The organism is Lacrimispora sphenoides JCM 1415 (assembly GCF_900105615.1).
Classification (GTDB): Bacteria; Bacillota; Clostridia; order Lachnospirales; family Lachnospiraceae; genus Lacrimispora; species Lacrimispora sphenoides.
Genome location: NZ_LT630003.1, coordinates 4,661,840 through 4,685,628, shown reverse-complemented (window position 1 = coordinate 4,685,628; position 23,789 = coordinate 4,661,840). Strand labels below are relative to the sequence as shown.

21 protein-coding genes and 1 pseudogene are annotated in these 23,789 nt (G+C 40.2%); 2 read left to right on the top strand and 20 right to left on the bottom strand.

Features of this window, described 5'->3' with window-relative positions; translation table 11 throughout:
- Positions 1 to 15 precede the first annotated feature (15 nt).
- From BMX69_RS24235 to BMX69_RS21120, 10 genes are all read right to left on the bottom strand, one after another.
- Positions 16 to 855, bottom strand: a complete 840-nt coding sequence (locus tag BMX69_RS24235) for a GNAT family N-acetyltransferase (RefSeq protein WP_157724443.1) — start codon at positions 853 to 855, stop codon at positions 16 to 18.
- 199 nt (positions 856 to 1,054) lie between these two features.
- The gene (deoD, locus tag BMX69_RS21160) at positions 1,055 to 1,786 is read right to left on the bottom strand and encodes a purine-nucleoside phosphorylase (RefSeq protein WP_054791018.1); all 732 of its coding nucleotides are present in this window, start codon (positions 1,784 to 1,786) and stop codon (positions 1,055 to 1,057) included.
- Positions 1,787 to 1,790: 4 nt separating this feature from the next.
- Positions 1,791 to 2,702 (bottom strand): ribokinase, encoded by a 912-nt coding sequence (locus tag BMX69_RS21155; protein WP_100043439.1) that lies wholly within the window; start codon positions 2,700 to 2,702, stop codon positions 1,791 to 1,793.
- A 1-nt stretch (position 2,703) separates the two neighbouring features.
- Positions 2,704 to 3,672 carry a nucleoside hydrolase gene (locus BMX69_RS21150; protein WP_054791020.1) on the bottom strand — a complete coding sequence of 323 codons (969 nt, stop codon included), beginning with the start codon at positions 3,670 to 3,672 and terminating at the stop codon, positions 2,704 to 2,706.
- A 3-nt stretch (positions 3,673 to 3,675) separates the two neighbouring features.
- Positions 3,676 to 4,620 (bottom strand): ABC transporter permease, encoded by a 945-nt coding sequence (locus tag BMX69_RS21145; RefSeq protein WP_054791021.1) that lies wholly within the window; start codon positions 4,618 to 4,620, stop codon positions 3,676 to 3,678.
- A 19-nt stretch (positions 4,621 to 4,639) separates the two neighbouring features.
- On the bottom strand, positions 4,640 to 5,785 hold the full coding sequence (locus tag BMX69_RS21140; RefSeq protein WP_100043438.1) for an ABC transporter permease: 1,146 nt from the start codon (positions 5,783 to 5,785) through the stop codon (positions 4,640 to 4,642).
- Entirely contained in the window at positions 5,782 to 7,332 is a 1,551-nt protein-coding gene (locus BMX69_RS21135) for an ABC transporter ATP-binding protein (protein WP_100043437.1), read from the bottom strand. Before BMX69_RS21135 ends, BMX69_RS21140 begins: the two co-directional genes overlap by 4 nt.
- 66 nt (positions 7,333 to 7,398) lie before the next feature.
- Positions 7,399 to 8,553, bottom strand: coding sequence for a BMP family ABC transporter substrate-binding protein (locus tag BMX69_RS21130; RefSeq protein ID WP_100043436.1), 1,155 nt, complete (start codon positions 8,551 to 8,553; stop codon positions 7,399 to 7,401).
- Positions 8,554 to 8,592: 39 nt separating this feature from the next.
- Positions 8,593 to 9,972 carry an MATE family efflux transporter gene (locus BMX69_RS21125; protein ID WP_054791026.1) on the bottom strand — a complete coding sequence of 460 codons (1,380 nt, stop codon included), beginning with the start codon at positions 9,970 to 9,972 and terminating at the stop codon, positions 8,593 to 8,595.
- Positions 9,969 to 10,904 carry a nucleoside hydrolase gene (locus tag BMX69_RS21120; protein WP_147297041.1) on the bottom strand — a complete coding sequence of 312 codons (936 nt, stop codon included), beginning with the start codon at positions 10,902 to 10,904 and terminating at the stop codon, positions 9,969 to 9,971. Before BMX69_RS21120 ends, BMX69_RS21125 begins: the two co-directional genes overlap by 4 nt.
- 251 nt (positions 10,905 to 11,155) lie before the next feature.
- Between BMX69_RS21120 and BMX69_RS21115 the strand changes: the two genes are divergently transcribed.
- Together BMX69_RS21115 and BMX69_RS21110 are read left to right on the top strand one after the other, a co-directional pair.
- Positions 11,156 to 13,054 (top strand): PfkB family carbohydrate kinase, encoded by a 1,899-nt coding sequence (locus tag BMX69_RS21115; RefSeq protein ID WP_100043435.1) that lies wholly within the window; start codon positions 11,156 to 11,158, stop codon positions 13,052 to 13,054.
- Positions 13,055 to 13,071: 17 nt separating this feature from the next.
- On the top strand, positions 13,072 to 14,340 hold the full coding sequence (locus BMX69_RS21110; RefSeq protein WP_100043434.1) for a M20/M25/M40 family metallo-hydrolase: 1,269 nt from the start codon (positions 13,072 to 13,074) through the stop codon (positions 14,338 to 14,340).
- 408 nt (positions 14,341 to 14,748) lie between these two features.
- Here BMX69_RS21110 and BMX69_RS21105 read toward each other — a convergent pair whose 3' ends face one another.
- From BMX69_RS21105 to BMX69_RS21065, 10 genes and pseudogenes are all read right to left on the bottom strand, one after another.
- On the bottom strand, positions 14,749 to 15,267 hold the full coding sequence (locus BMX69_RS21105; protein WP_242941312.1) for a GyrI-like domain-containing protein: 519 nt from the start codon (positions 15,265 to 15,267) through the stop codon (positions 14,749 to 14,751).
- Positions 15,268 to 15,531: 264 nt separating this feature from the next.
- Positions 15,532 to 15,699 (bottom strand): annotated as a pseudogene (locus BMX69_RS25155) (type II toxin-antitoxin system death-on-curing family toxin); the annotation flags it as partial.
- A gap of 12 nt (positions 15,700 to 15,711) precedes the next feature.
- Positions 15,712 to 15,870, bottom strand: a complete 159-nt coding sequence (locus tag BMX69_RS25055; protein ID WP_330387509.1) for a hypothetical protein — start codon at positions 15,868 to 15,870, stop codon at positions 15,712 to 15,714.
- Positions 15,867 to 16,109, bottom strand: a complete 243-nt coding sequence (locus BMX69_RS21095; protein WP_100043432.1) for a type II toxin-antitoxin system Phd/YefM family antitoxin — start codon at positions 16,107 to 16,109, stop codon at positions 15,867 to 15,869. The genes BMX69_RS25055 and BMX69_RS21095 overlap by 4 nt, the downstream gene beginning before the upstream one ends.
- Positions 16,110 to 16,462: 353 nt before the next feature.
- On the bottom strand, positions 16,463 to 17,650 hold the full coding sequence (locus tag BMX69_RS21090) for a helix-turn-helix domain-containing protein (RefSeq protein WP_100043431.1): 1,188 nt from the start codon (positions 17,648 to 17,650) through the stop codon (positions 16,463 to 16,465).
- 760 nt (positions 17,651 to 18,410) lie between these two features.
- Positions 18,411 to 19,952, bottom strand: coding sequence for a PIN domain-containing protein (locus tag BMX69_RS21085; RefSeq protein WP_054791029.1), 1,542 nt, complete (start codon positions 19,950 to 19,952; stop codon positions 18,411 to 18,413).
- A 281-nt stretch (positions 19,953 to 20,233) separates the two neighbouring features.
- On the bottom strand, positions 20,234 to 21,544 hold the full coding sequence (locus BMX69_RS21080) for a tyrosine-type recombinase/integrase (protein ID WP_160117892.1): 1,311 nt from the start codon (positions 21,542 to 21,544) through the stop codon (positions 20,234 to 20,236).
- 81 nt (positions 21,545 to 21,625) lie between these two features.
- A complete protein-coding gene (locus BMX69_RS21075; protein ID WP_054791032.1) occupies positions 21,626 to 21,826 on the bottom strand; it encodes a hypothetical protein in 201 nt (66 codons plus the stop codon).
- Positions 21,827 to 21,962: 136 nt separating this feature from the next.
- The gene (locus BMX69_RS21070) at positions 21,963 to 22,895 is read right to left on the bottom strand and encodes a DNA adenine methylase (RefSeq protein ID WP_100043429.1); all 933 of its coding nucleotides are present in this window, start codon (positions 22,893 to 22,895) and stop codon (positions 21,963 to 21,965) included.
- Positions 22,892 to 23,512 carry a hypothetical protein gene (locus tag BMX69_RS21065; RefSeq protein ID WP_054791035.1) on the bottom strand — a complete coding sequence of 207 codons (621 nt, stop codon included), beginning with the start codon at positions 23,510 to 23,512 and terminating at the stop codon, positions 22,892 to 22,894. The genes BMX69_RS21070 and BMX69_RS21065 overlap by 4 nt, the downstream gene beginning before the upstream one ends.
- Positions 23,513 to 23,789 lie beyond the last annotated feature (277 nt).

Genomic DNA, 23,789 nt, shown 5'->3' with positions numbered 1-23,789 from the left:
CCCCCAAATTCCCCATCAGATTTTTCGCTCCATACAAATGGAATCCGGCATATCCGCGTACAGCCCATAGTTCGGCATAATTTTGTATCCTGCCTTTTTGTACATATAACAGGCTGCTTCTAACGGTTTACCGGTCTCTAAAATGCACCATCGATATCCTTTGATCTTTGCCTTTGCCTCTAATCTCCGAACCATTTCAGCACCAAATCCCATATTCCGATACGATGGTTCCACATAAATTCGTTTTAACTCTGCATGATCTTCATCATACATTTTAAAGGAACCACACCCAATCGGTTTCCCTTCCCGATATGCCACAATCACGTCATGGATACCATCTCTTTGATTGTATTGTTCATACTGACTTCTTTGAAATTTACCCCCAACGATCTCATCAAGGGCACTGTCCAATCGATTGCAAAGCATTGCAAAATCCTGATCTTCCCCATCCGTATCCTTAAACTCCAATTCAGAAAGATTTAACAACTCCGTTTTTGCCTTTTTGCTGAACTTATTTATTACAGCATCATAAGCTTCATCTATCATCTGAAACAGCATGTCCAGATCGAAGAAATCATCCAGGTTAATGGTATTCCAATAGGGCTGCTGAACCGGCGGGCAGTGATATCCGCGTACTACAATCCCCGGATAAAGCTGCCGGTAAAGACTTGCTTTATCCGGCACACATTTTAACGTTATCTTGTAAAACTTTTCCACAGGATTAAACTGTGCAAAGATCTTTCCCATAACCTTATAGCAGATTGGGTAATCGCCAAATGGCCTTGCCTCATATGCACTTGGGTGCCTTAAACAGTATTCTTCTATCGCCTGAATTACTTTTGTATTGTTCTCCATATTTTGTCTCCTAAAATGAAGCAGAACCCATATCCAGTGCCAGAACCCTCTGAATTCTTCTCTATAGCTTCTGAATTATCATATATTGAGCTTTTTATTATTACTATAACATAAAGAAAACCAATGGAATACCCAAAGAATCCACAAAATCATTATAATTCATGATTTTGTGGATTCTTCTCAGATATTTCTTATTTCATTAAATAATAGAAAGTGCCAGTTCCATCATCCTGGTAAAAGAATTCTGCCTGCCTTCAGCAGAGATTTCTTCCTCTTCAAATGGGGAATCTGAAATCGTTAAAATACATAATGCATTTGCTTTTCCATAGGCCGCATTCGCATAAAGAGCAGTAGACTCCATCTCACACGCAAGAACCCCCATATCTGCCCATGATACACCTGTTTTCGGTAAATCCGGTTTATAAAATGCATCTGTGCACAGAATATTGCCGACATGATACGGAAGATCCATCTCTTCCGCGCACTGTACTGCCTGACGCAGCAATTTGTAACTCGCTGTACAGGAATAATCTCCCGGCAACTGGTATGTTGCCAGATAGTTTGTCTCCGTGCAACTGCCGATGGCAATGATTACATCCCGCAGTTTTACTTGCGGCTGCATCGATCCGGCAGTTCCGATCCGGATTAAATTCTTCACGCCGTAATAATGAATCAACTCATAAGAATAGATCCCTATTGACGGGCAGCCCATTCCAGTTCCCATTACCGATATCCGTTTTCCCTTAAAGTAACCGGTATATCCCAGCATTCCTCTTGTCTTATTAAACTGTGTTACATTTTCCAGAAAATTCTCAGCAATAAACTTCGCCCGCAGAGGATCGCCTGGAAGCAAAATTGATTCTGCAATATCACCCGGTTTTGCATCTATATGAGGAGTTGGTGTGTGTTTCATAGCATTATTTTCATTCATCCTTTTATCTCCCTTCCCTTTTGTTTTTTACTATTTCTTCTACTTCTTTTCGTTCCGGAATTGATGATGCCGCTCCCGGCCTTGTTACTGCAATGGCCGAGGCAACCGACGCCCGATGCAAAACATCCTCAATCTTATCATCTCTCATGATTCCCGAGATAAAATATCCTGTATATGTATCTCCTGCCGCCGTTGTATCAACCGCTTCCGCTCTTACCGCCTCCTGGCGGTAAATCTGCTGTCCTTCCCAGTAAAGAGACCCTTTTTCCCCAAGTGTCATGACTATTTTGGCATCAGGAAATTTCACCGCCAGCTTTACCAGCACTTCTTCATCACTTTCGCCCGATGTTTCAGCTAAAGACGCTGCTTCCACCTCGTTCACCAGAAAGTAATTTACCAGGTTTAACGGTAATTCTAAAACCTTATGATCCATTGGAGAAGGATTCAGTACTATCGTCATACCTATTTCATGTGCCCTGCTGATGATATATCCCAGTTCACTGATTTCATTTTGCAGAACAACAAAGTCCCCAGCGCAAAAACCGGACAAAACCCGTTCAACCTGTTCTTTACTAATCCTTTGGTTCGCTCCGCCAAAAAGAATGATGCAGTTATCCCCCTCACTGTCATTCTGAATGATCGCATGGCCGGTCTGCACTTCGCCCAGGACTGTAATACAGCCGGTATCCACTCCTGCCCGTTTAAGGACCTCCAGCAAAAATTCGCCCTCATTCCCGATCGCTCCGGCATGATATACTTCTTCCCCCGCTCTGGCCAGGGCAATCGACTGATTTAACCCCTTCCCGCCGCTGAACACATTTAAATATTCTGAAGATATGGTCTCTCCTTTGCGCACAAAGTGTTCTACTTTATATACATAATCAATGTTCATAGAGCCAAAATTTAATAGCTTCATATTATACCTCGTAGCTTTTTATGGTTTGGATCAGCAATTCTTTAAAACGGGTTTTATTAAACTCCATCGCGGCAAGCACATTCTTTTTACTGCCATCTACCGGATAGCAGACTTCTCTTCCGATATCCTCTTTTGGCGCCGTGCCTATATAATCACGGTAATCGCAGACAGTCATTCCTCTTGTAAACTCTCCCTTTGTCTCCACATCTACATGCATTGGCAGTGCACAGGTAATAATCGCCGGATCGATCAGCCAGGCTATCGCACAAGCATCACACAGCTGCGATTGCCGACCCTGATTGACCGAATATTCCAGTAAATCTGCTGCCGTTGCCGCTACCAGTCCCGGCAGCGCCTTAAGCTGTTCCACCTCAGCTATTGTCATGGAATTCTGGCGGCACAGGTTAAGCCCAACCATCCGGATCGGAATTCCGGACTCAAATACAATTTTTGCTGCTTCCGGGTCCACAGCTATATTAAATTCTGCACAGGCATTATAATTTCCAGTTGTAACCGAGCCCCCCATGGAAATGATTTCCGGAATCTTATGTTTTAACTCCGGCTCCTTTAATAGCGCCTGTGCTACATTCGTCAATGGTCCTAACGTCACCAGCGTCATGTCTGTCTGACAGCAAAAAGCATCAATCAGCGCATCCACCGCATGTTCCCTTTGCGGCTCTCCCTTCAGGCCCGGAACCATGATATTCCCTAATCCTCTGCTGCCATGAACATATTCTGCCCGTTCAGGTTTTGCAAACATCGGCATATCATAGCCGGCATAAACCGGAATGTCTCCATACCCCGCCAGCTCCGTCACATATCTGGCATTGCGAAACGTATGATCAAGTCCGGTATTTCCCCCAACCGCCGAAATCCCGACAACAGAAAGATGCTTCATTGCCAGAAGCAGTGCAAAACTGTCATCAATTCCCGGATCACAGTCAATCCATACCTTCTTACTCGTTTCCATCGTTTATGCACCTTCTCTCTTCAATCCTTTTTCGATCCGCTTCCTCTGATTGATTCGTATCATATTAATCAATACAAGGGCAAATATCGTTGCCGCATAGGGAATCATTTCAATAAATTCCGTTGGAAAATTAGTTCCCTGACTTTTCAGCGTAGTAGCCAGGGCATCCGAAAAGCCAAAGAAAACTGCTGCTACCGCGGTTCCGATCGGATTACTACCGGCAATATTCATGGCTGACAAACCGATATAGCCTCTGCCGTTTGTCATATTCTTCATAAAGAAGCTAACCCATCCCATCGACATGAAAGCTCCTGCAAAACCGCAAAGCACTCCCGAAACCAGAAATGATATATAACCAATCTTTTTTACATTAATTCCCACCGATGCTGCTGCCTGCGGGTTTTCCCCAACTGCCCGCATCCTGAGTCCCAGCCGGGTCCGGTACAGGAAAAACCATACCAGGTAGATGCCGAGGAATGCCAGATAAGTAAGCAGGTTATGCCCCGACAGTACCTGCCCTAAAAACGGAATCTTATCAATCAGCGGTATTACCACCGAGGGAATCGTATAGGCCTTAATCGCTGCCGATGTAGCCGCCTTTTCTCCGGTCAGCAAATACATGACAAATACTGTGCCGCCGCTGGCAACCAGGTTAAACGCTATACAGGTCAGATAAAGATCTGTTTTACCGGACAAATTGGACACTGCCAGTACCCCGCCGGAAAGTACACCAAAGATAACCGCTCCAAGCAAGCCGATCCACACATTCCCGGAAAGACCGGCAAAAATCACACCTGCCAGTGCTGCCGAAAGCATCATTCCTTCCAGTGCCATGTTAAGCATTCCGGCTTTCCGGTTAATGACCGCTGCCAATGCTACAAAAATCAGCGGTGTTGACAAACGCAGTACTGAAAACCCAAAATTTGCAAACCATTCTATTGTAAACATATGCGTTCCTGCATGGATCTTACTCCACGCTCTCCTTTCCGGCTTCTGCTGCATTTTCTGCCAAAATTACCTTTGCTTCTCTTTCCCGGTCCATTTTCATGTCCTTCTGGGCTGCTTTATAGATTAGTTTTTTCTTATATCTTCCCATGAATTCTTCAGCCGCTACCAGAAGAATAACGATTCCCTGGATAACAGTAATGAACTCAATCGGAATATCACCTTTGGAGTTAACAACATCAGCACCGATCCGGATATATGCCAGCAGAATCGCCGCTACCGGAACCAGAATCGGATTCTTTCTGGCCAGAACGGCAACCATCAGACCATCAAAACCATGCTGGGTACTAACGACCCATTTGTATCGATCATAATTGCCCAGAATCTCACACGTACCGCCCATACCGGCGAAAATACCGCCAACTAATTGAGCCAGAATAATCGTACCGTTCATATTGATACCGCTAGCCTTGGCAAAATTCGGATTGCTTCCAACAACCCGCATCTTATATCCAAAAATGGTCTTATAGAACAAAACTCCAACGAAAGCCACAGCGATCAAAGCCACAAAGAATCCTGACTGAACGCGAAACTTTCCAAAGATCATAGGAAGCTTTGCCGACTCCGGAATCATATAGGATCCCAGCGAACCAATTGACGGATCCCGCATAAAATACTTCAGCACCCAGATCGATAAAAATGCTAAAATGCTGTTAAGCATCAGGGAGACAACCACAATATTGGCCTTAAACTTAACATCCAACCATGCCGGAATCAGGGAAACTAAGAACCCGACGATTGCACCAACTGCCAGCAGGATCAAAAGCATAACCGGCGTCGGCAGGCCCGCTCCGCCTAATGAAATAGCAGTCAGAGAAACAATACACCCCGAAAACATAAAAATGCCTTCACCGGAGAGATTAAACTTATTTACTGCATACACAAAGCAAAAACATAATCCGGTAAATGTAAACGGAATGGCCAGATTAATTATGCTTCCGACTCTCCGCACGGAAGAGAACGGACCCAATACAAATTGCCTGATAACGTAGACCGGATCATCACTGATGGCAAACAGTGTAACGAGTGCAATTCCATAAGCAATGCCGATAGCAACAAGGATGCGTACCAATTCGACTGTTGTTTCTATTCGCCTTGTTTTGCTCATAGCACATCCTCCATTTCTTTTGCTGTCATTGTCTTAATACCCAGCATATATTCCCCCAATTCATCTTCCGAAACGAGATTTGCCTGCTTAAATGCTGCTACGACCTTCCCTTTCCGCATAACCAGCAGCCTGTCAGAACACTCCAGCACTTCATTCAAATCGGCTGAGATCAGCAGGGAAGCCGTCTTATCTTCCCTTGATTTACGGACAATTGTCTTACGAATCATTTCCGCTGCACCAACGTCAATTCCCCTGGTCGGCTGATTGGCCAGAATAAAATTGCTGCCGGAAGTAAACTCTCTGGCCACCACCACCTTTTGGATATTACCACCGGAAAGCATCCGTACCGGCTGGTTTCTGTCATCACAGGCTATTTCAAAATCTTTTATACACTGGTCAACAATCTGATCAATATATTTTCGGTTAATAAAAGGGCCCTTCCGGTACTGCGGCTGAAAATAGCGGTCTGAAATGATATTATCCCGAATTGACATATCTCCGGCACAGCCAAAATCCATTCTGTCTTCCGGAATAAATGCCAGCCCCAACTGCCGGATCTGGTGAACAGTTTTTCCTGATATGCTGGTTCCGTTAATGGATACTTCACCGGAAGAGAAAATACCAAGTCCTGATAATACGTCAGAAAGTTCACTCTGGCCATTTCCTTCTACACCGGCAATACCTACTACTTCACCCGCTCGAATATCAAGAGAGACACCATCTAGTACGGTCTTTCCCATTTCGTTGATCTTGATCAGATTTTTGATATGTACAACAGCTTCCCCGGGCTTCGGCTGCTCTTTATCAATCCTAAGTATGACATCCCGGCCAACCATCAGTCTCGAGATATCGGCTTCACTCATATCCTCCAGTTCATAACTACCCAGACAAAAACCATGGCGCAGAACCGTAACACGGCTGCAGATACGTTTTACTTCTTCCAGCTTGTGTGAGATAAAGATAATCGAATGCCCGCTCTTCCTTAACAGAATCAGCTGTTCAAACAATTCATCTGTCTCCTGAGGTGTCAGGACCGCCGTCGGTTCATCCAAAATGATAATTTTTGCTCCGCGAATCAATACTTTCATGATCTCAACTTTCTGCATCTGACCAACCGAAAGGTCCATCACTTTCATCTTGGGATCAATATTAAAATTATACTTTTCTGCTACTTCTCTGGTCATCTCCACTGCTTTGTTGTAATCAAACGTTCCCTTTTTCATTGGTTCGATTCCCAAAGCCACATTCTCCGCTACAGTCAGTGACGGCACCAGCATAAAATGCTGATGTACCATTCCTATGCCTTTATCAATGGCATCCAGTGTATTTTGAATCTGAACCTCCTGCTCTTGTACCAGAACACGTCCGGACTGGGCATTTTCCAACCCGAAGAGAACTTTCATCAACGTCGTTTTTCCTGCTCCGTTTTCCCCTACCAGAGCCAGAATCTCTCCTTCATTCAGCCAAAAGGTAATGCCCTTATTGGCGACAAATCCATTACTGTAAATCTTAGTAATGTTCTCCATTCTCAAAACTTCACCAGACATATCTTCCTCCTACGGCAAACTGCCGAAATTTCTGTAAAAAATCCCGGCAGTTTACGCTTTGTTCTGTTAAGGTGCTACACTGTCAAGCATTGCCTGATACTCGGCCTCATCCGCAAAATCATAGTAAGATTTCACTGACTTTTCGCCGCTGACGATCTTAGACTGTGCCTCTTTCATATTCTGACGCACTTCTTCCGGAACGGATTCTTTGAAGAAATCATTATCAACATATCCAACGGAACTTTCCGCCAGACCCAGACGGTTTACTTTCTTCCATACATCTTTTCCAGCTTCAACATCATGGAAAAATGATACAAAAGAATCACCGACATTTTTCAGCATGGAGGTTAAAATTACATCGGCTAGTTCCGGATTCTCGGAATTTTTATAATACTGATACTGATCGGAATCCACTCCAATTGCCCAGGTGTTCAGTTCTTTGCATGCTTCAAACAAACCGCCGCCGGCTCCGCCGGCCACCTGATAGAATACATCAGCTTTTTTATCTCTTGCCTGAGAAAGGCAAAGTTCTTTCATCTTGGCCGGATCCGTCCAGGAACCAACGGTTGCCTTAACAACTTTGCACTCCGGATCGTAATCCTGAACACCATTTACAAAACCGGTAACAAAGTCAGCAATAACCGGATTATCCATTCCCACATTAACTGCCACAACTTTTGATTTAGACATACCGGCTGCCAGCTGTCCTACCATATAAGAGCCCTCATTCTGGGCGTAGAAAATAAGAGCCAGGTTTTCCGGTATCTCAGATTCATCCATAGAATCATCAAAACATACAAACTTAACCTCCGGATATTCCTTCGCCAAGCGGATCAAAATATCACGATACGTAGAGGATGCCACGATATATTCATAGCCTTCGTCAATGGTATCCAGCATGGCATCTTCCCATTTATCCGCTTTTGTCTCATCGCCGGCTTCAACCGTCTTACAATCCCAACCTTCCGCACGGAGCATTTTCATTCCCTCTTCACCGGAATCGTTAAAAGACTTGTCCCCCAGATTTCCTACAATATAGGCAATCCGCCCCTTTTCGCCGTCTTTGGCAGCCGGAGTTCCACTTTCGGTTTTCGTTTCCTGATTTCCGGTATCAACTGCACTTGATGATTTTGTTATTCCTCCCGAACCACAAGCTGTAAGACCTGCTGCCATTGCCGTGGCTATCACAACCGCGATTACTTTCTTTACACTTTTTTTCATATAAAACCTCCTCTTTTTTGTTTGATTTCTTGTTTATTTTCAGCACGACGTCAGGTTGCGAATCCATTTCATGGATCGAATCCGCCAAACTCCCACCAGTGCTTCTAATACAATATTAATTTTAATGATTCCAATCACCGCAGCAGCCGGCCAATCGAAAACAAAAGCGCCTAATGATGCAAGCGGTATGGTAATCAGCCACATCGTGAAGATATCCGTGACCAGCCCTGTCTTCCCGTCTCCCCCGGCCCGCAAAGTGGCAATGATTCCGGTCATCTCCACACCGGAAAACGGCCAGATCAGTGCCAGAATCGCCATAAATTGTATGGCATAAGCCCGGGTCTCATCGGTCAGCCGGTAAAGCTTTGTAAACGGTATCCCAAACAGAATCATTATCATCCCCAGTATCGTTCCTCCGGCAAATCCAAGAACCAGGACACTGTAAGCCTGCTTTTTAATCTCCGTCTTCTTTAGACCCGAACCGATCGCTTTACCGATCACAACACTGCAGGCTTGCAAAATTCCATTCATAACACAGGCAACCAATTGGTAGAATGTATTTGCAATATTATATCCGCCGACTACACTGATGCTCATCTGCCCGGTGATAGCACTTCCCGCTGTCGTCCCCGTTGACCAGATCAGCTCATGGATAACAATCGGAATACCAATGAGGTAAAAATTCCTGCTTAACCGTTTGTCCGATTTCAGCAAATCTCTTACTTTCATCTGAATTCTTTTTTCCCTTTTAAAGACAAATACTACCAGGATAGTAAATTCCACCAATCTGGCAATCACGGCACCCAGGGCCGCCCCCTGAATCCCTATACAAGGAAACCCGAACTTACCAAAAATCAGACAATAATCCAGCAAAATATTTATCGGATATGAAATCACATTGGCAATAAACGATATCTTAACCTGTTCAATCCCCCGGCAGCAAGCAAACATCATAGTACTCATACCACAGGGAAGATACATGAAAGCCGCGATCCGCAAATAAGAAGCCCCCAGTTCGATGATCGAAGGGTCACTGCTGTAAATCCGCATAAATATCTGTGGAAATGTCAGTACCAGAAGTGAAACCGCTGTTCCGAAAACAGCAACCGCCCGAATACCTGTCGCAAATAGTATTCTTATCTCTTCCTTGCCCTGGCGCCCCCAATATTGAGCAATCAGTACGCAGCATCCGGCTGAAAAGCCGTTGCATAACGTATAAAAGATAAAGAATATCTGCTGCGCCTGGGAAACTGCCGACATTTGCAACTGGTTAATTCGTCCCAGCATAATGCTGTCTGCCGTATCAACACTAACCCTCAGAAATTGTTGCAGAATGATGGGTACTGCTAACATTAGGATCCTGGAATAAAACTGAGCCTCCCTAATAATTGGAACGTCTTTTCTTTTTACTAAACTCATAGTTCACGGCTGTTGCCAATGCAGCCAATCAACCACTCCTTAAATAAATCGACATGGATATCCATTGCTACTTTCACATTGGGCTTATGGCCTAGTTTATTTCTCAAATCTACTGCCGTATGTCCTACTGCATAAGAATCCATACACTCAACATCAACAAAGTAATCATTACAGACCAGACACTGGGGACACAACGCCGCCGCCAGGGCCAGGGCATCGTGCATCACCGCATCCTCGCCGCCTTTTTCATGCCGTCTGAACATATAATCCAGAATATCGGCTGTCAGCAGCGCAGCTCTCGTTCCTATACTTCTTAAAATTTCCGCATCCTGATGATTCATAATTGCCAGTTCCGTCACATCCAGACCGACCATCGTGCAAGGAATCCCTGATGCTAAAACCAGCCTGGCCGCTACCGGATCCACCCAGATATTAAATTCAGACGTGGCGGAAACATTCCCGCCTTTTACCGCGCCGCCCATGAACCAGATGTGCTTGATCTTTTCTGCAATATCAGGATAAAGCGAAAGAGCAATAGCAATATTGGTCATCGGACCAATGACAAGCAGTTCCAACTCACCATTCAGTTCTTCTGCTTTCCGACGGATCACCTCAATTGCATTTTCTTTTGCAAAATCACTAGCAACAGCAGTTGGCAGTACAATATCGCCAAGCCCTGTCTGACCGTGAGTATCACCATAGTACGGCGCTCTTAGAAACAGGGGCTTCTCAGCTCCCCGGGCAACCATAATATCAGCGCTAAGATACTCCATCAGGTTCAGATTATTCTGTGAGGTGTACTGGTGCGATACATTTCCATTTACCGAAGTAATTGCAGCCAGTTCAATCTCCGGGCTGTATAAAGCAGCTATAATCGCAATTGCATCATCAGTACCCGTATCGCAGTCAATAATAAATGTTCTCTTTGCCATTGCCGTCAACCTCGCTTTCCTCTTATGCCTTTGATCTTTTTTAATAGGATAACACTTTCCGAAAGTGTTTATTTTATTAAATAATATCACTTTTTTTCTATTTGTCAATTACTATTATGTAATTTTAATAAAAATATACTTTAGGAAAACTATTTATTATGTACTTTTTTACATCTTCCCTTATCTTCGTCGTTGACAAATATATCTTTCTGTATCATAATTCATTTATAACAATGAAATGGAGAGTTCTCATGACAATCAAAGAAATTGCCCAATTAGCGGGTGTATCAATATCAACCGTATCAAAAATCGTAAACGGCAAGGATGACAGCATTAATCAAAAAACCCGGGAGCGTGTTCTCGAGATTGTAAAAGAGTACAACTATACGCCTTATGCCAGTGTCAAACTTGTTTCCGAGGCCAAGACTTTTGTATTGGGGGTATTACTTAATTCCTTCACCAGATCGAGCCTGTTTTTGAATGGCGCGATTGCTGTTGCTCAAAAAAACGGCTATGGACTTCTGGTCTACGACAGTCTGGGCTCACTGGAAACCGAACTAAAAAACATTACTACACTATGTAAAAGTCAGGTAGACGGCGTAATCTGGGAACCGGTGAATTACGAAAGCAAAGAACATGAGCAATATTTTAAAAAATATAAAATTGAAGTCTGCCGCATTAATGCCCCATTTGACTCGAGTCATTATTTTATCGATTTTACCCAAATCGGCTATGAGGCGACTAAACTCCTCCTTTCCTATGGTCATACAAAAGTAGGATGCCTGATCAGGCGCGGCAGTATCCGTTCAAAATTAGCCCTTGAAGGTTTCAAAAAATGTCTTCTCGAACATGGGATTCCTTTTCGAGATAACATGATTCTACCCGAGGAAAACGATGAATGGCAAAATCAGATCTTTGCACATTTACTGACCGGCATTATCAGTACCCATTTTACTTCCGCTCAATTGCTGGTTGAGGATTTAGAAAAGAAAAGGCTTCAGATGCCATACAACCTTTCACTAATCAGCTTAAGAGATGATCTGCGAGGAATTACCCAGCCTTCGAAAATATCCAGTATTCGTATTCCTAATTATGAATTTGGTTCTTTTGTTTGTGAACGTCTCATTGAAAAATGCGAGAAGAGGCAGCTCAATACAGAAAATTTCCAAACCGCTTATCCGTTAGAGAACACACATAGCCTGGATGTTCCTTATTTCTCCCAGACCAAGCAGATTGTTGTAGTTGGAAGTATTAACATAGATGTAATCCTGAATGTAACCGAACTGCCACAGCCAGGCCAGGTTGCCAGTACGAATACCAGCTTTACCAGCCCCGGCGGAAAAGGTGCCAATCAGGCCGTCGCGGTCGCCAAACTGGGACATCAAGTGTCCCTGATCGGAAAAGTAGGTAACGATTACGACTCGGCTCTCGTTTATTCGATCATAGAAGAAAACCACGTAAACACTCTGGGAATTCTACGAGATCCCCAGGCCGAGACCGGCAAAGCATATATCCACCTGCAGGACAACGGGGAAAGCACGATTACAATTTTGAACGGCGCCAATGAAACCCTAAGCCCGGAAGAAATCCTGATGCATAAGGATCTCTTCCAAAATACCAGCTATTGCTTATTACAAACGGAAATCCCGGAAAATGCCGTTGAAGCAGCCGCCCATCTAGCTCACGAATGCGGTGTAAAAACAATCCTGAAACCAGCAGTCATGAAGCGGTTGCACCCGTCAATAATGAAGTACACAGATATTTTTGTACCGAATAAGACAGAAGCAGAGCTGCTATGCCCGGAAGAAACCACAATCGAGGGAAAAGCTGAAGCATTTATCAGGCATGGTGCAAAATCCGTTATTATTACCCTCGGACATTTAGGATGCTATATCAAAGATCCGACTTTTACCGGCTACCTGCCTGCGGTTCATTTTTCGACAATTGATACCACCGGAGCCGCTGATGCTTTCATTGGTGCATTGGCAGCTTACTTAACTGATGGATATCCGATTGAGCATGCTGCCCGAATCGCTACCTATGCTGCCGCCTTCAGCGTTGCCAGACAAGGCGTCATACCTGCACTGATCGATCGCAATTCGTTGGAAGCTTACATCAAAAAAGTGGAACCCAACATTATTCAGTTCTGAAATAGGGAGGAATTTACATGATAAAGAAACAGATGCTGACCGATTCCTTAGAAAAACAAAAGCAAGAACTAAAAGAGCTGGGCCGGACACTTTTTGCCTGTCCCGAAGTCGGATTCCGGGAAGAAAAGACTTCCGCCCATCTCCTGTCATTTTTTCAGAAAAATGGCATCTCCTGTCAGGGCAATCAATCCCTGACCGGTGTCCGCGCAGATATTGGAGAGCGTAATGGCTCCGGTTATCATATTGCCCTGGTCGCCGATATGGATGCCGTTTATGCCGGCAGCGGTGATAATAAACAAGCGATTCACGCCTGCGGCCACAGCATCCAGGTTGCCGATATGGCTTTTTCCATGAAACTGATAAAAGAAAGCGGACTGCTGGATGAAACCGGGGGCAGCGTTACCTTTATCGCCACTCCGGCCGAAGAATTTATTGATCTTGATTATCGGGAAGCCCTTGTCCAGGCAGGAAAAGTTCGTTTTTTTTCAGGAAAGCAGAATCTAATTGCAGATGGTTTCTTTGATGACATTGACTGCATTATATCAGCTCATGTTAATAGCGAAGAGAATACCCTCTTTGATATCGGCAGCAGTCTTACTGGTTTTACTAAAAAGAGAATTATTTTTACCGGACAGGCAGCACATTCCGGAGCATTGGCACACCAGGGGCGCAATGCCATGCATGGAGCCGCGTTATTTATGAATGCATTATCTTTTTTAAAAGAACAGTTTCCACCAGAAAAAGGAATTCATATTGCTCCGATTATCACAGCATGCAGCGGCAGTGTCAACACCGTCCCAGACCAGGCTGTTTTAGAAACCTATATCCGGGCCAATACACTCAGCAGCCTTCTTGAAGCCTGTCAGTCGCTAGATGATTGCGCCAACCATTGCGCCCTTGCACTAAAGCTGAAAAATTCAATCGAAAATCAGACTGGATATCTGCCGCTTCAACAGTCTGAGCCGCTGATTAAAGCTGTTTTCCAGAATATGCTCAACGTTTGCCCATCCGAACAGATTCTTAAAAATCAAGTTTCCGGGGCCTCTGGTGACATTGGTGATTTGAGTTACCTCATCCCCTCCGTGCAATTCGGATTTTCCGGTATTGAGGGACAGATCCACAGTGCCAATTTCACGATTCGCGATGAAGAAAGTGTCTACACAAATGTGGTTCAAGTGGTTTTAGGAACTATTTATGATCTACTGACTAAGAAAGAACTGCAGATAAAATATGATGATTACGACATTCGTAAAAATGCATACTTAACGGACTGGCTGGGGATTTAAAAAGATCTTATGTACATATCTCCTTATAGTTTTCCTGTCTTCATCTCTGGGATGACTATTTGCATATAAAATCAGTATAGCTAATAATTTGGCAAGACACATTAGGGGCATAATAAGGAATCCCCATAATTTAAATCAGCTATGATACTGTTCTCCATACAAGAATCTCCTTCTTTCAGACATACCGCAATTACCACAATTATGGATATATAAAAACCAAATGCGTATTAACTAGTCATTGTATATAAAATTGATCTTAATTGCCATATTCTCCTTCCCAGTTAACCCACTACCGCTAACAAGCCAAACAGCTAATCAATGCAACCATAAATAAAGTCAGCAAAAAAGGACCCCACGCTCTCATGTAAGGTCCTTTTCTATCACCCAACTACTTAAAATTAAGCCCAATTACTTTTCTTTAACGGGCATAAGGTAGTCTATGATAACCTTTTCACCCCGTTGGAGCGGCTCTGAATAACGTTGACGTGTATAAACTTCGCACCAATAGAAATTTTCATAGTCAATTACTCCACCGGATTTTTCAATAGCTCCCGTAATCAACAAATATGCTGAATCTAGTATATCTGAAATATTATCGCCTTCGATTTGAACATGCGCGATAAAACCTTTAGGAATATGTTTAGCAAACAGCCCTTCTGGTATTTTTGTATTGGTTTGTACAAAGTCACCTACGATGATATTGAAGCTCTGTTTATCACTAAAATCATACATGAAGCCTATCCCGTCATTTTCGTCAATATCATCACAGCATTTAACATCTGATAGCCCGTTAAGTTTCTCAATTGTATCTCCTTGAAAAAAGTCCTGCCATACTTGACCAGCATTTGAAAAAGAGGTTTCCCGGAACATACCAACCATTAGGCGTTCGTCCGCTTCCTTGTAGATGATTTTTTTCATTTCTGCCATAATTCGTTTTCCTCCAATAAATATCATATCTGAAAAGTTAATCGGAAGGTTATCATTGAGTTTTGTAGGCCCGAGTTTTGATTGTAAAGGTGTAATCCTATGATGTTCTTTGAATCCCCGATTTATTATATCTGTTTAAAATCCTTATCTATCAAAAAATCTATATAAAATAAGTTTTACTACATAGCGTAGGCATGAAACGACTTATACAACATTAAACTTCTATTTATCAATTTGGGTAACGATCCATTTAAACAACTCCTCCTAGCTCACCTTCCCAGAAGCCAATCCCAGTCCTAATCGAATCAATTCGTCATCAGTACAATCCAGCGACAACCCATTCAGTTGTAAAAACGTCATCATGACCAATATTCCGATCCGCTCGTTTCCATCAATAAAACTATGATTATTAACCAGACCATAGCAAAGACATGCTGCCTTCTTCTAAATTGTGGGATATAGTTCATCTCCTCCAAATGTTTGAAAAGGTGCTTGCAATGCCGATTCCAACAAATTGTTATCTCTCACCCCATCTAGCCCACCTGACTTTTTTATCAAAATGCAGTGAATTGAAATAACCTGTTCCTTTTTTAAAACAATCATTTAGCCAGCTCCTCAAAGGCCTTCATATGCTTTGCAAGAATCTGCGCTGCAACATCCTCAACCATCTGGTCATCTGCATTTTCATTTTCCTGAAGCTTGCTGTATTCAATAACAATATATCTAGGAGCATTGTTTTTTAAAATAACTGCCACGCCATTTTCATCTACTAGTTTAGCAACTTTTGAAAAGTTCTGATTTGCTTCTGTCATGGATACTAAGTTTTTTAAATTTACCTGCATACAATCACATCCTTTCCAGATATATCATATGCTCATTCTAGGATAAATACAACCTATTTTTATATATTTATTTAAATCTTACACATAATATAACGCAAAAGTTCAGAGTGCGGCAAATCTACAGGCTTATTTTTCCAGTTTAAGCTTTCTTATAGTTCAATAATCAGCACTTTTCCAACATCATCGGAATATGTAATTTTTTTATAACATTACATTTACAGCGGCGAACAAACTCTTCAACTGCTTCCATTTGGCTAATCTTCCTTTATTTTACTGGGTTTATAATTTTCTACTTACCGTCTGATTCTATCCTTATTAAAAATAATCTTAACTATTTTGATTACTATAAATCGTTATAATTTCCTTGCTTTGATTACAAATGTTACAGGAAGCATTTTGGCTTTTTTAGCAAAATCACTATCCTTATATAATTGGATAATCTCATCATCAGATTCTTCAATCATTTCCTCAATGGCAAATCCCGCTTTTGTTAATGCATTGATATAAGTTGATAGCTTGCGATCCGATAAAGAGATTGCACCTCCCTCAAGAGATACCGTATACCACGATTCATCAAAATAACTTTTTTTAAAAGAAAGAGAATCATTTTCAATAGCAACACATTTATGTATCGGATGAGACCAACTAAAAATAAAGAAACCATCTTTTTTAATGTAAGAAGAAATCCTGCAAAAAGTACGATCAAGATCAGTAGCCCAACCCACGCCGTAAATCGAATAAACATAATCAAAATAATCTGCAGGTATTCCACAGTCTTCTTCCATTGGTGAGCAGATTAATCTTGCCGGAATATCATACGATGATAAATATTCCCCGGCCTTTTCTATTTGCTTTTCAGAAATATCTATCCCCCATAGTTCAGAAGCTTTGCGATCCCCAAGATATTTTAGAGAATGCCCGGTTCCACAGCCTATTTCTAACAACTTTTTTCCGGACACATCACCAAAAAGATGACATTTTTCCTCAGAAACAAATGCTCCATACTTGGGAAGTGACGTTGTACCTATAACCTCATTACCTTTCGTATCCCAAAAAGAACTGTTAGTTTTATGAATGTTGTTTTTATCCATTTCTACTGTAATAGCATAACCAACTTCACCAGCACCTATAATGTTAGTTCTGTGATTAGGATTCCTTTTCATACCGTTTCCCTCCATTAATATAAGTTTAAAGGTCAGGCATGGAAATGTTTTTAGCGCTATTCTATCGTACCGGGCTAAAGATGGCGCTATTCCGTGAAATCGACTGAATGCTCTTGAAAAAGCAGCCTGAGAATCATATCCATATCGCATAGCAACATCAATTATTTTTTCGCCCATTTTTACATCTATAGCAGCCATAGTTAATCGTCTGCGACGAATGTATTCGGATAGTGGAATTTGAGTTAAAAAAGAAAAAATTCGGCGAAATTCCCACTCTGAGCAGTTCATGATTTTTGCTGCCGCACAGTAATCTATTTCACCAGATAAATTATCTTCAATATAATCAAGTGCTTGGTTCATGCACTTCTGCCAATCCATTACCTCACCTCCTCGTTACAAATATATCAAGAATTTAGGAAAGAATCATTGCATTAGGTGTATTTTAATGCAATGCAGATGATACAAGTAAATACTATAAATTCCTGTTAACGTTAACTCAATTTCGTCACCAAAATGTACTATTTTTAAGTTTTCTGCGCCTTCATTAAGTTCCATGTTTTTTATATTCTCTTCAGCACTTCTAGTATGACTTCATAAATTGCTATATTGCATTGAGTTTAATTATATATTCAAATGTTCTACTAAAAGTAATTATATACTATTTACCATAATGTGGAAATCGCTTTTTATAAATTAAAAAGACCCCGCATTACATGCGAAGTCTTTCCATATCACGAAACTCTCTTCTCGGCTGAAAACCAGCCACAAAAAATCATCCCGATCCAAATAAATTTTGAGTAAAAATCCTTTACCCTATTCACAAACCCTTATAAAATAAGGATTTACTCCATAGTGTAAGGCATAAGAGCGATTTGACGAACAAACTCTTCAACTACTTCCATCTGGCTCTATCTTCCTTTATTTTACAGGACTTTTACCATTCCTACTTCCCGTCTAATTTCATCAGCATCCATCAAATTTCTCACAAATTTGAGTAAAATATTGAGTAAAAGGTATCTGACATAAATTTTTTTGAGTAAAATCCAGCTATGCATTAAAATTTATTACTTATAACTTAAATACATATCAAGCAACTGCAATCTTATAAAAATTATTAAGTTATTTGTAATTTACCAAACTAGTTTAATTCTTCCATAAGTAGATTGGTGATCTCAACCTGTTTAATAACAAATTCTCTCCATTCATCTATTACATCTCTTAATGCATCTATAATATCCTTATAATTGTAAGAAATATCATCTGAAAGTCCGTCGCCAACACCACCATCTTCATCAAACTCAATAAATCCATATGTAACACTTACACAACCTGTGGCCAAGATTTCTCCATCAGAATCATAAAGCCTCATATCAATATCTTCACTAGAGCCTTCTTCTGGATCAAGAAATAAATCATCAAGACTAAATTTCAATGTCTTTAATTCACTATTCTCGATATCGATTGTATCACCATAATATATACTATCGGGCAAACAATCTATAGCTGATATATCCTGCATCAATTTTTGTTGTTTATCAAGCCATTCAAGAACCGTTGCCAAATCTTCGAATGTAAAATCCTCAACTGTGTCGTTACCAATACAAGGAAGAAAAGAAAACATATCAAATACCTTTTTGAATTTATTTAATATTTCAGGTATTTCTAGGATAGATGCATATTTAATCTTCTCGCTTAGCTCCTCATATAGAGCATCACAGCATTCATATTCGAGGGTGCTATATATTTTGTTGAGTTCATCAAAGGCTTTTACAACATCGGCCACAAAGTCACTATCGATAAGATCTTCTCCTAATTTATTAGAATATCCGGCCATAGGAGTAAGATCAGCGCTTTCTCTATCCATATCCCGAACTTCCATTGCAAGCTGTTCCATCTCTTCTTCATATTGCTCTAGTAGCTCTTCAGCGAATTCAGCGCTTAAATTTGCAGCCTCAACATTATCCTTAAGCTCCTTCCCAATAAGCTGGCCAAAATTATTTATACAATTCACCGGGCAAGGCACGCCCGCCGCATTAATATCATCAACTATATCAGACAGAAGTATTGTTTTTGCGTTCTTTCCGACACAAAAATCAGTATAATTCCCTGTAACAAATAAAATCTCATCAGAAGATTTTAACGGAACATATCGTCCAAGATTAATAAGGATTTCTGCAATTAGTCCATCACCATATGACTCTTTCTTTTCAATATGAAACGGTGCCCGCTTGAAAATTCTTCGTTTTGTAACTGCATTACTTAAAAAATCATCACAAGTAATTACCAAACTATTACTATGTTCAAATACCATATCAATAGTTTTCACCAATTCCTTCTTATACTCCGCCTCATTTCTTTCATACATCTCATATGCCTTAGCCAATTCTTGTTTTGAATGCTTTTTGTATTCCCTAATATCAAGACCATCAATAGTATATGTAGCAACTCCATATAAATCATCAATATTTTTCATGACCTTATGTAACTGCTTGCCAACAAGAGCCAACTCTTCATCAAGATGCCTCTTTGTCTCAACCTTAACAATTTCAGGCACGATTAACCTGATTTCATTATAATCGAGTAGCTTAATGAAACTAGATAATATTGCGTCAGTGACTTGGTTTCTTCTATCAATAACCATATCTAAAACAATATTAGTATCCAACAAAACATATTTCATTTAACCCTTCCCCCTTATACTGTATACTATATTTACAATTATTATAACTTAACAAAGATTACGTTAAAACTCAAAACAAAATATTTATGGTAAATATTGGAAGCATACTAAAATCAACTTTTCTACAATATAAAAAAGATGACATAAGCCATCCTTTTACTATTTTTGCAGTTATTCTGCAATGGAGATGAGTTTTACGTCTTCATTCCGACTTATATACTAATTATATCGAATAAACACCATCTCTTCAATAGAAATTTAAATTAATTAACTCTACTTTACTATACCACTCGTACCTTATCCAACAATTCTTCATCACCCTTCAATTCCTTCCAGCCATCCTCCCAATTTTTATGTACATATCTCCTTGTTGTTTGGCCACCCTCGTTCTTGGAATGCCCTAACCAAAGAGCTATTCGTTCAATACTTACTCCATTCTCCTCCGCTCTGGTTGCAAAAGTATGCCGAGTATAATGTGCGGAAAACTCTGGAAGTTTTATGGCTTTCCTATTTTTCTCTTTTGCTTTACGTTCTTCATCTCTATTATAGGAACGAACTACCTTTTTAATAATCTGAGTCACATAATCAGGAGTGTATGCCGTCCTATCTTGTGTCAGAAAAATAAATTTTGAATATTTATTTTGTAATTTCACCACATCTCCAGCTTCAATAACAGATTCCACTGTTTCTTTACATTTTAGCTTCGTATTTTGTTTCCATTCCAGCTGATCTTCCAGTGCACAACGTACACCTTTTAAAAGTGGTAGCGTTCTAGTTCCAGACCTGCTCTTTGTCCCACCCATAAGTTTCCTTCTACCCGCTCCATCAGAGTTTCTATAATATAGTGTTTTATAAATTTTTAAATAACCTTCCTCAAAATTCACGTCATCTTCACATAGACCGCAACATTCCCCTACCCTCATTCCGGTCCCCAATAGAACAGTGAAAAAGTTCTTATGATACTTATAAAATCTGTGACTATCAATATAATCAAGAAACAGATTTACTTGTTCTACTGTAAGAGCTTCTCTCTCTTTTACCTTTGTCATTTGCCGAACATCCTCTAACACTTTATGAGCCGGATTCTTTGGGATTATATCTTCCACGTATGCTTTTTCCAATACATTAAAGACTATGTTATTTATCATACACACAGTTCCCCATGATATAGGTTTTATTTCCCTAGTCTGCAATTTCTTATACAGATTAATAAAATCAATCCTTTTAATTTTCTGTATTTGACGAACTCCTAAGCTATCCTGAACATACCACCTCCAGTAATCAAGTATATTTTCATAAGATACCGCCTTTATGTTTCCCTTTTTGTAATTTTCCATATAATGCTTAAAATACTGGTTTAGCGTCATCTTATTTGGCATATTAAAAGTTCCTTGCAAAATATCAGCTTTTTTGACTGCAACAATATCCTTTAAGCTCTTCAAATCCTTATTATAAACAGGAGGATAAGTGAACCCATCATGTGTAAATCTCCAGATATACCGACCATCGGCTCTTTGGCTAATTCCCTTAGGTAGTATACGCCCTTTATCATCACGCCTTACACCTTCTCTTTTTCTGCTATTCTTAACCATATTATCTACGCTGCTCCTTTTAACTAAGAAAGTGTGCCATGATATAACTGGCACACTTTCCATAATGTTTATATGTAATTATTATGCTGCAATATTATACAAATACTCTTTAATCTTTTGCACATTCCATAATACACGCCGTCCAATCATAACCTTTGACTGACTTTCTTCTCCGATCTTTATTGCCGTCTCTCTCCCACATGTCAGCATATCTTTTAACTCTTCCATATCTACCAGTATCTTTTCTGTCTTAATATTTTCATTCTTTTTTGTTCTATTCATTTAATCAACCTCATCTCATAATTTTAGCACTACACAAATCACTATATACTGGATACTCTAACGCTGAATTTCTTATATTTCAATGGCGTTTTTTACACAAAAACATCTTCTTGTTTTGTGGAAATTAACGCAATTTTTAACTAACTTTTTTAATGATTTTATCATCTAAATATTCATCATATTGTACATATTTATATCTAGGAGTGATTTCTCCCTCAACCAATGCCCCACTTGGTAACTCATAATTACACCATATATATTCTACAGCTTTATCCTTTTTTTTCTTAGTCTGACAACTCTTTACAACTTCGCTAAGCTTATAAAGTTTAAAGCCATACGGGAGCAAATATGAATCATACAGGTCAGGGCCAATTTCATCCCGGTATCCAGACAGCATTACTCTGCATTTACACTTTTGTAAAACTCTTAGTAAGCGTATCTGTTGTAATGTGTTTAATTCACATCGGTACCCTCTGCCATTTCTTAGTTCACTTCTATATGGAGGGTCCAAATATACCATTGCCCCATAATCCTCCCTGATACCATCTAAAAGCATGATGGCATCTTCGCTTTTTATATCAATTCCAGATAATAATCTCTCCCTTACTCTTGGTAAGTGATGTTTAATTGCATTTTCATATGTACTCTCTTTTCTTCCAACTGCATAATTATTTCTCAGTGCCGAAAAGCTTTGGGATATTTCAATATAAGTTGAAACAGCTAATTCAAAGTCATACATTCTATTATTGTTATATAACACATATTCCCTGGCCTTCATGAAAGTGACTTTATTCATGCCCTGATGCAACAACTCATCCATTAAACGCTTGCCCATCTGTTTATCTGATAAAACCCTGTAGAAATTGGAAATAGTTCTATCATAATCGTTAATTACTTCTTTATGGCAGCAAGCAGGCTTCTCTTTGCTAAATGTAATACTCCCGCCTCCAATGAACAATTCATGCCATGAAGTATACTCTAATGGGAGACAGGATAAAATCCTGTCAACCACTTTTGCCTTTCCACCGTAATATCCCCATGCTCTAGCCACATTATATTTCTCGTTCATGCTACCTCCACACCTGTAATCATCGCCTCAATGTCAATTAAATCATGCGGGTTACTTTTTAACTTTATGCAGGTATATTTCTTAGTTGTATTTTGAACTCTACTCGCATTTACCAGGATATCATAACCTCTACTTTCATTTGTAATAAGTAGACGAAGATTCCTTAACTGCCGTTTAAACTCTAAATTCTTCCAGCCTGTCCCTTTCAAAAGTTCATCCAAAAATTCAGCGGCAATATACAGATTATCTTCTCTTCTAAAAGCTGTTTCTTCCGATGGATTATTAGTTGCTTTTTCATGAAAGCTTTTTATAACATCTATAATATTATCCTTTCCACTCGTTTCATATGCGTCATCATTCATTAATGAATCTCTTGCAATATTAATGACTTTTTCAATTTCTACTTCTGTCAAATCAAAATCAAAATCTTCAAACAAATTGCCAAACTTTTTTTGTGGATTTAATAATTCTGATTTGGTAACTCTAATAGGTGCAAAAATATTATGACTTTTATTTATAAACGTTATATCAACGCCAGTACTTTTTCCTTGATTACACACCTTATTGCATATCACCCTTAAATCATCTGCTCTGTTTTCAAATCTGAAAGCTCCCATAATTTCTCCTTAGTGTTGTCTAATCTTTATAAAGCATCTTTATATATCTGATAGCCTTACACATCCTATTATATAGTCTAGACGGTTTTTTTTAGTGGACAACATGACGAATATTATCAATAAATACATCTCAAAATTGGCATCATTCAAGTTCGCCTTATAATAATATGATATTTTGACAGAAAATTACGATTAATATCATCATATTTTAAGCATATTTTTTCATGCGGATTTTTTACGACTATACTGAATCAATAACTCTAACTACCATATAACA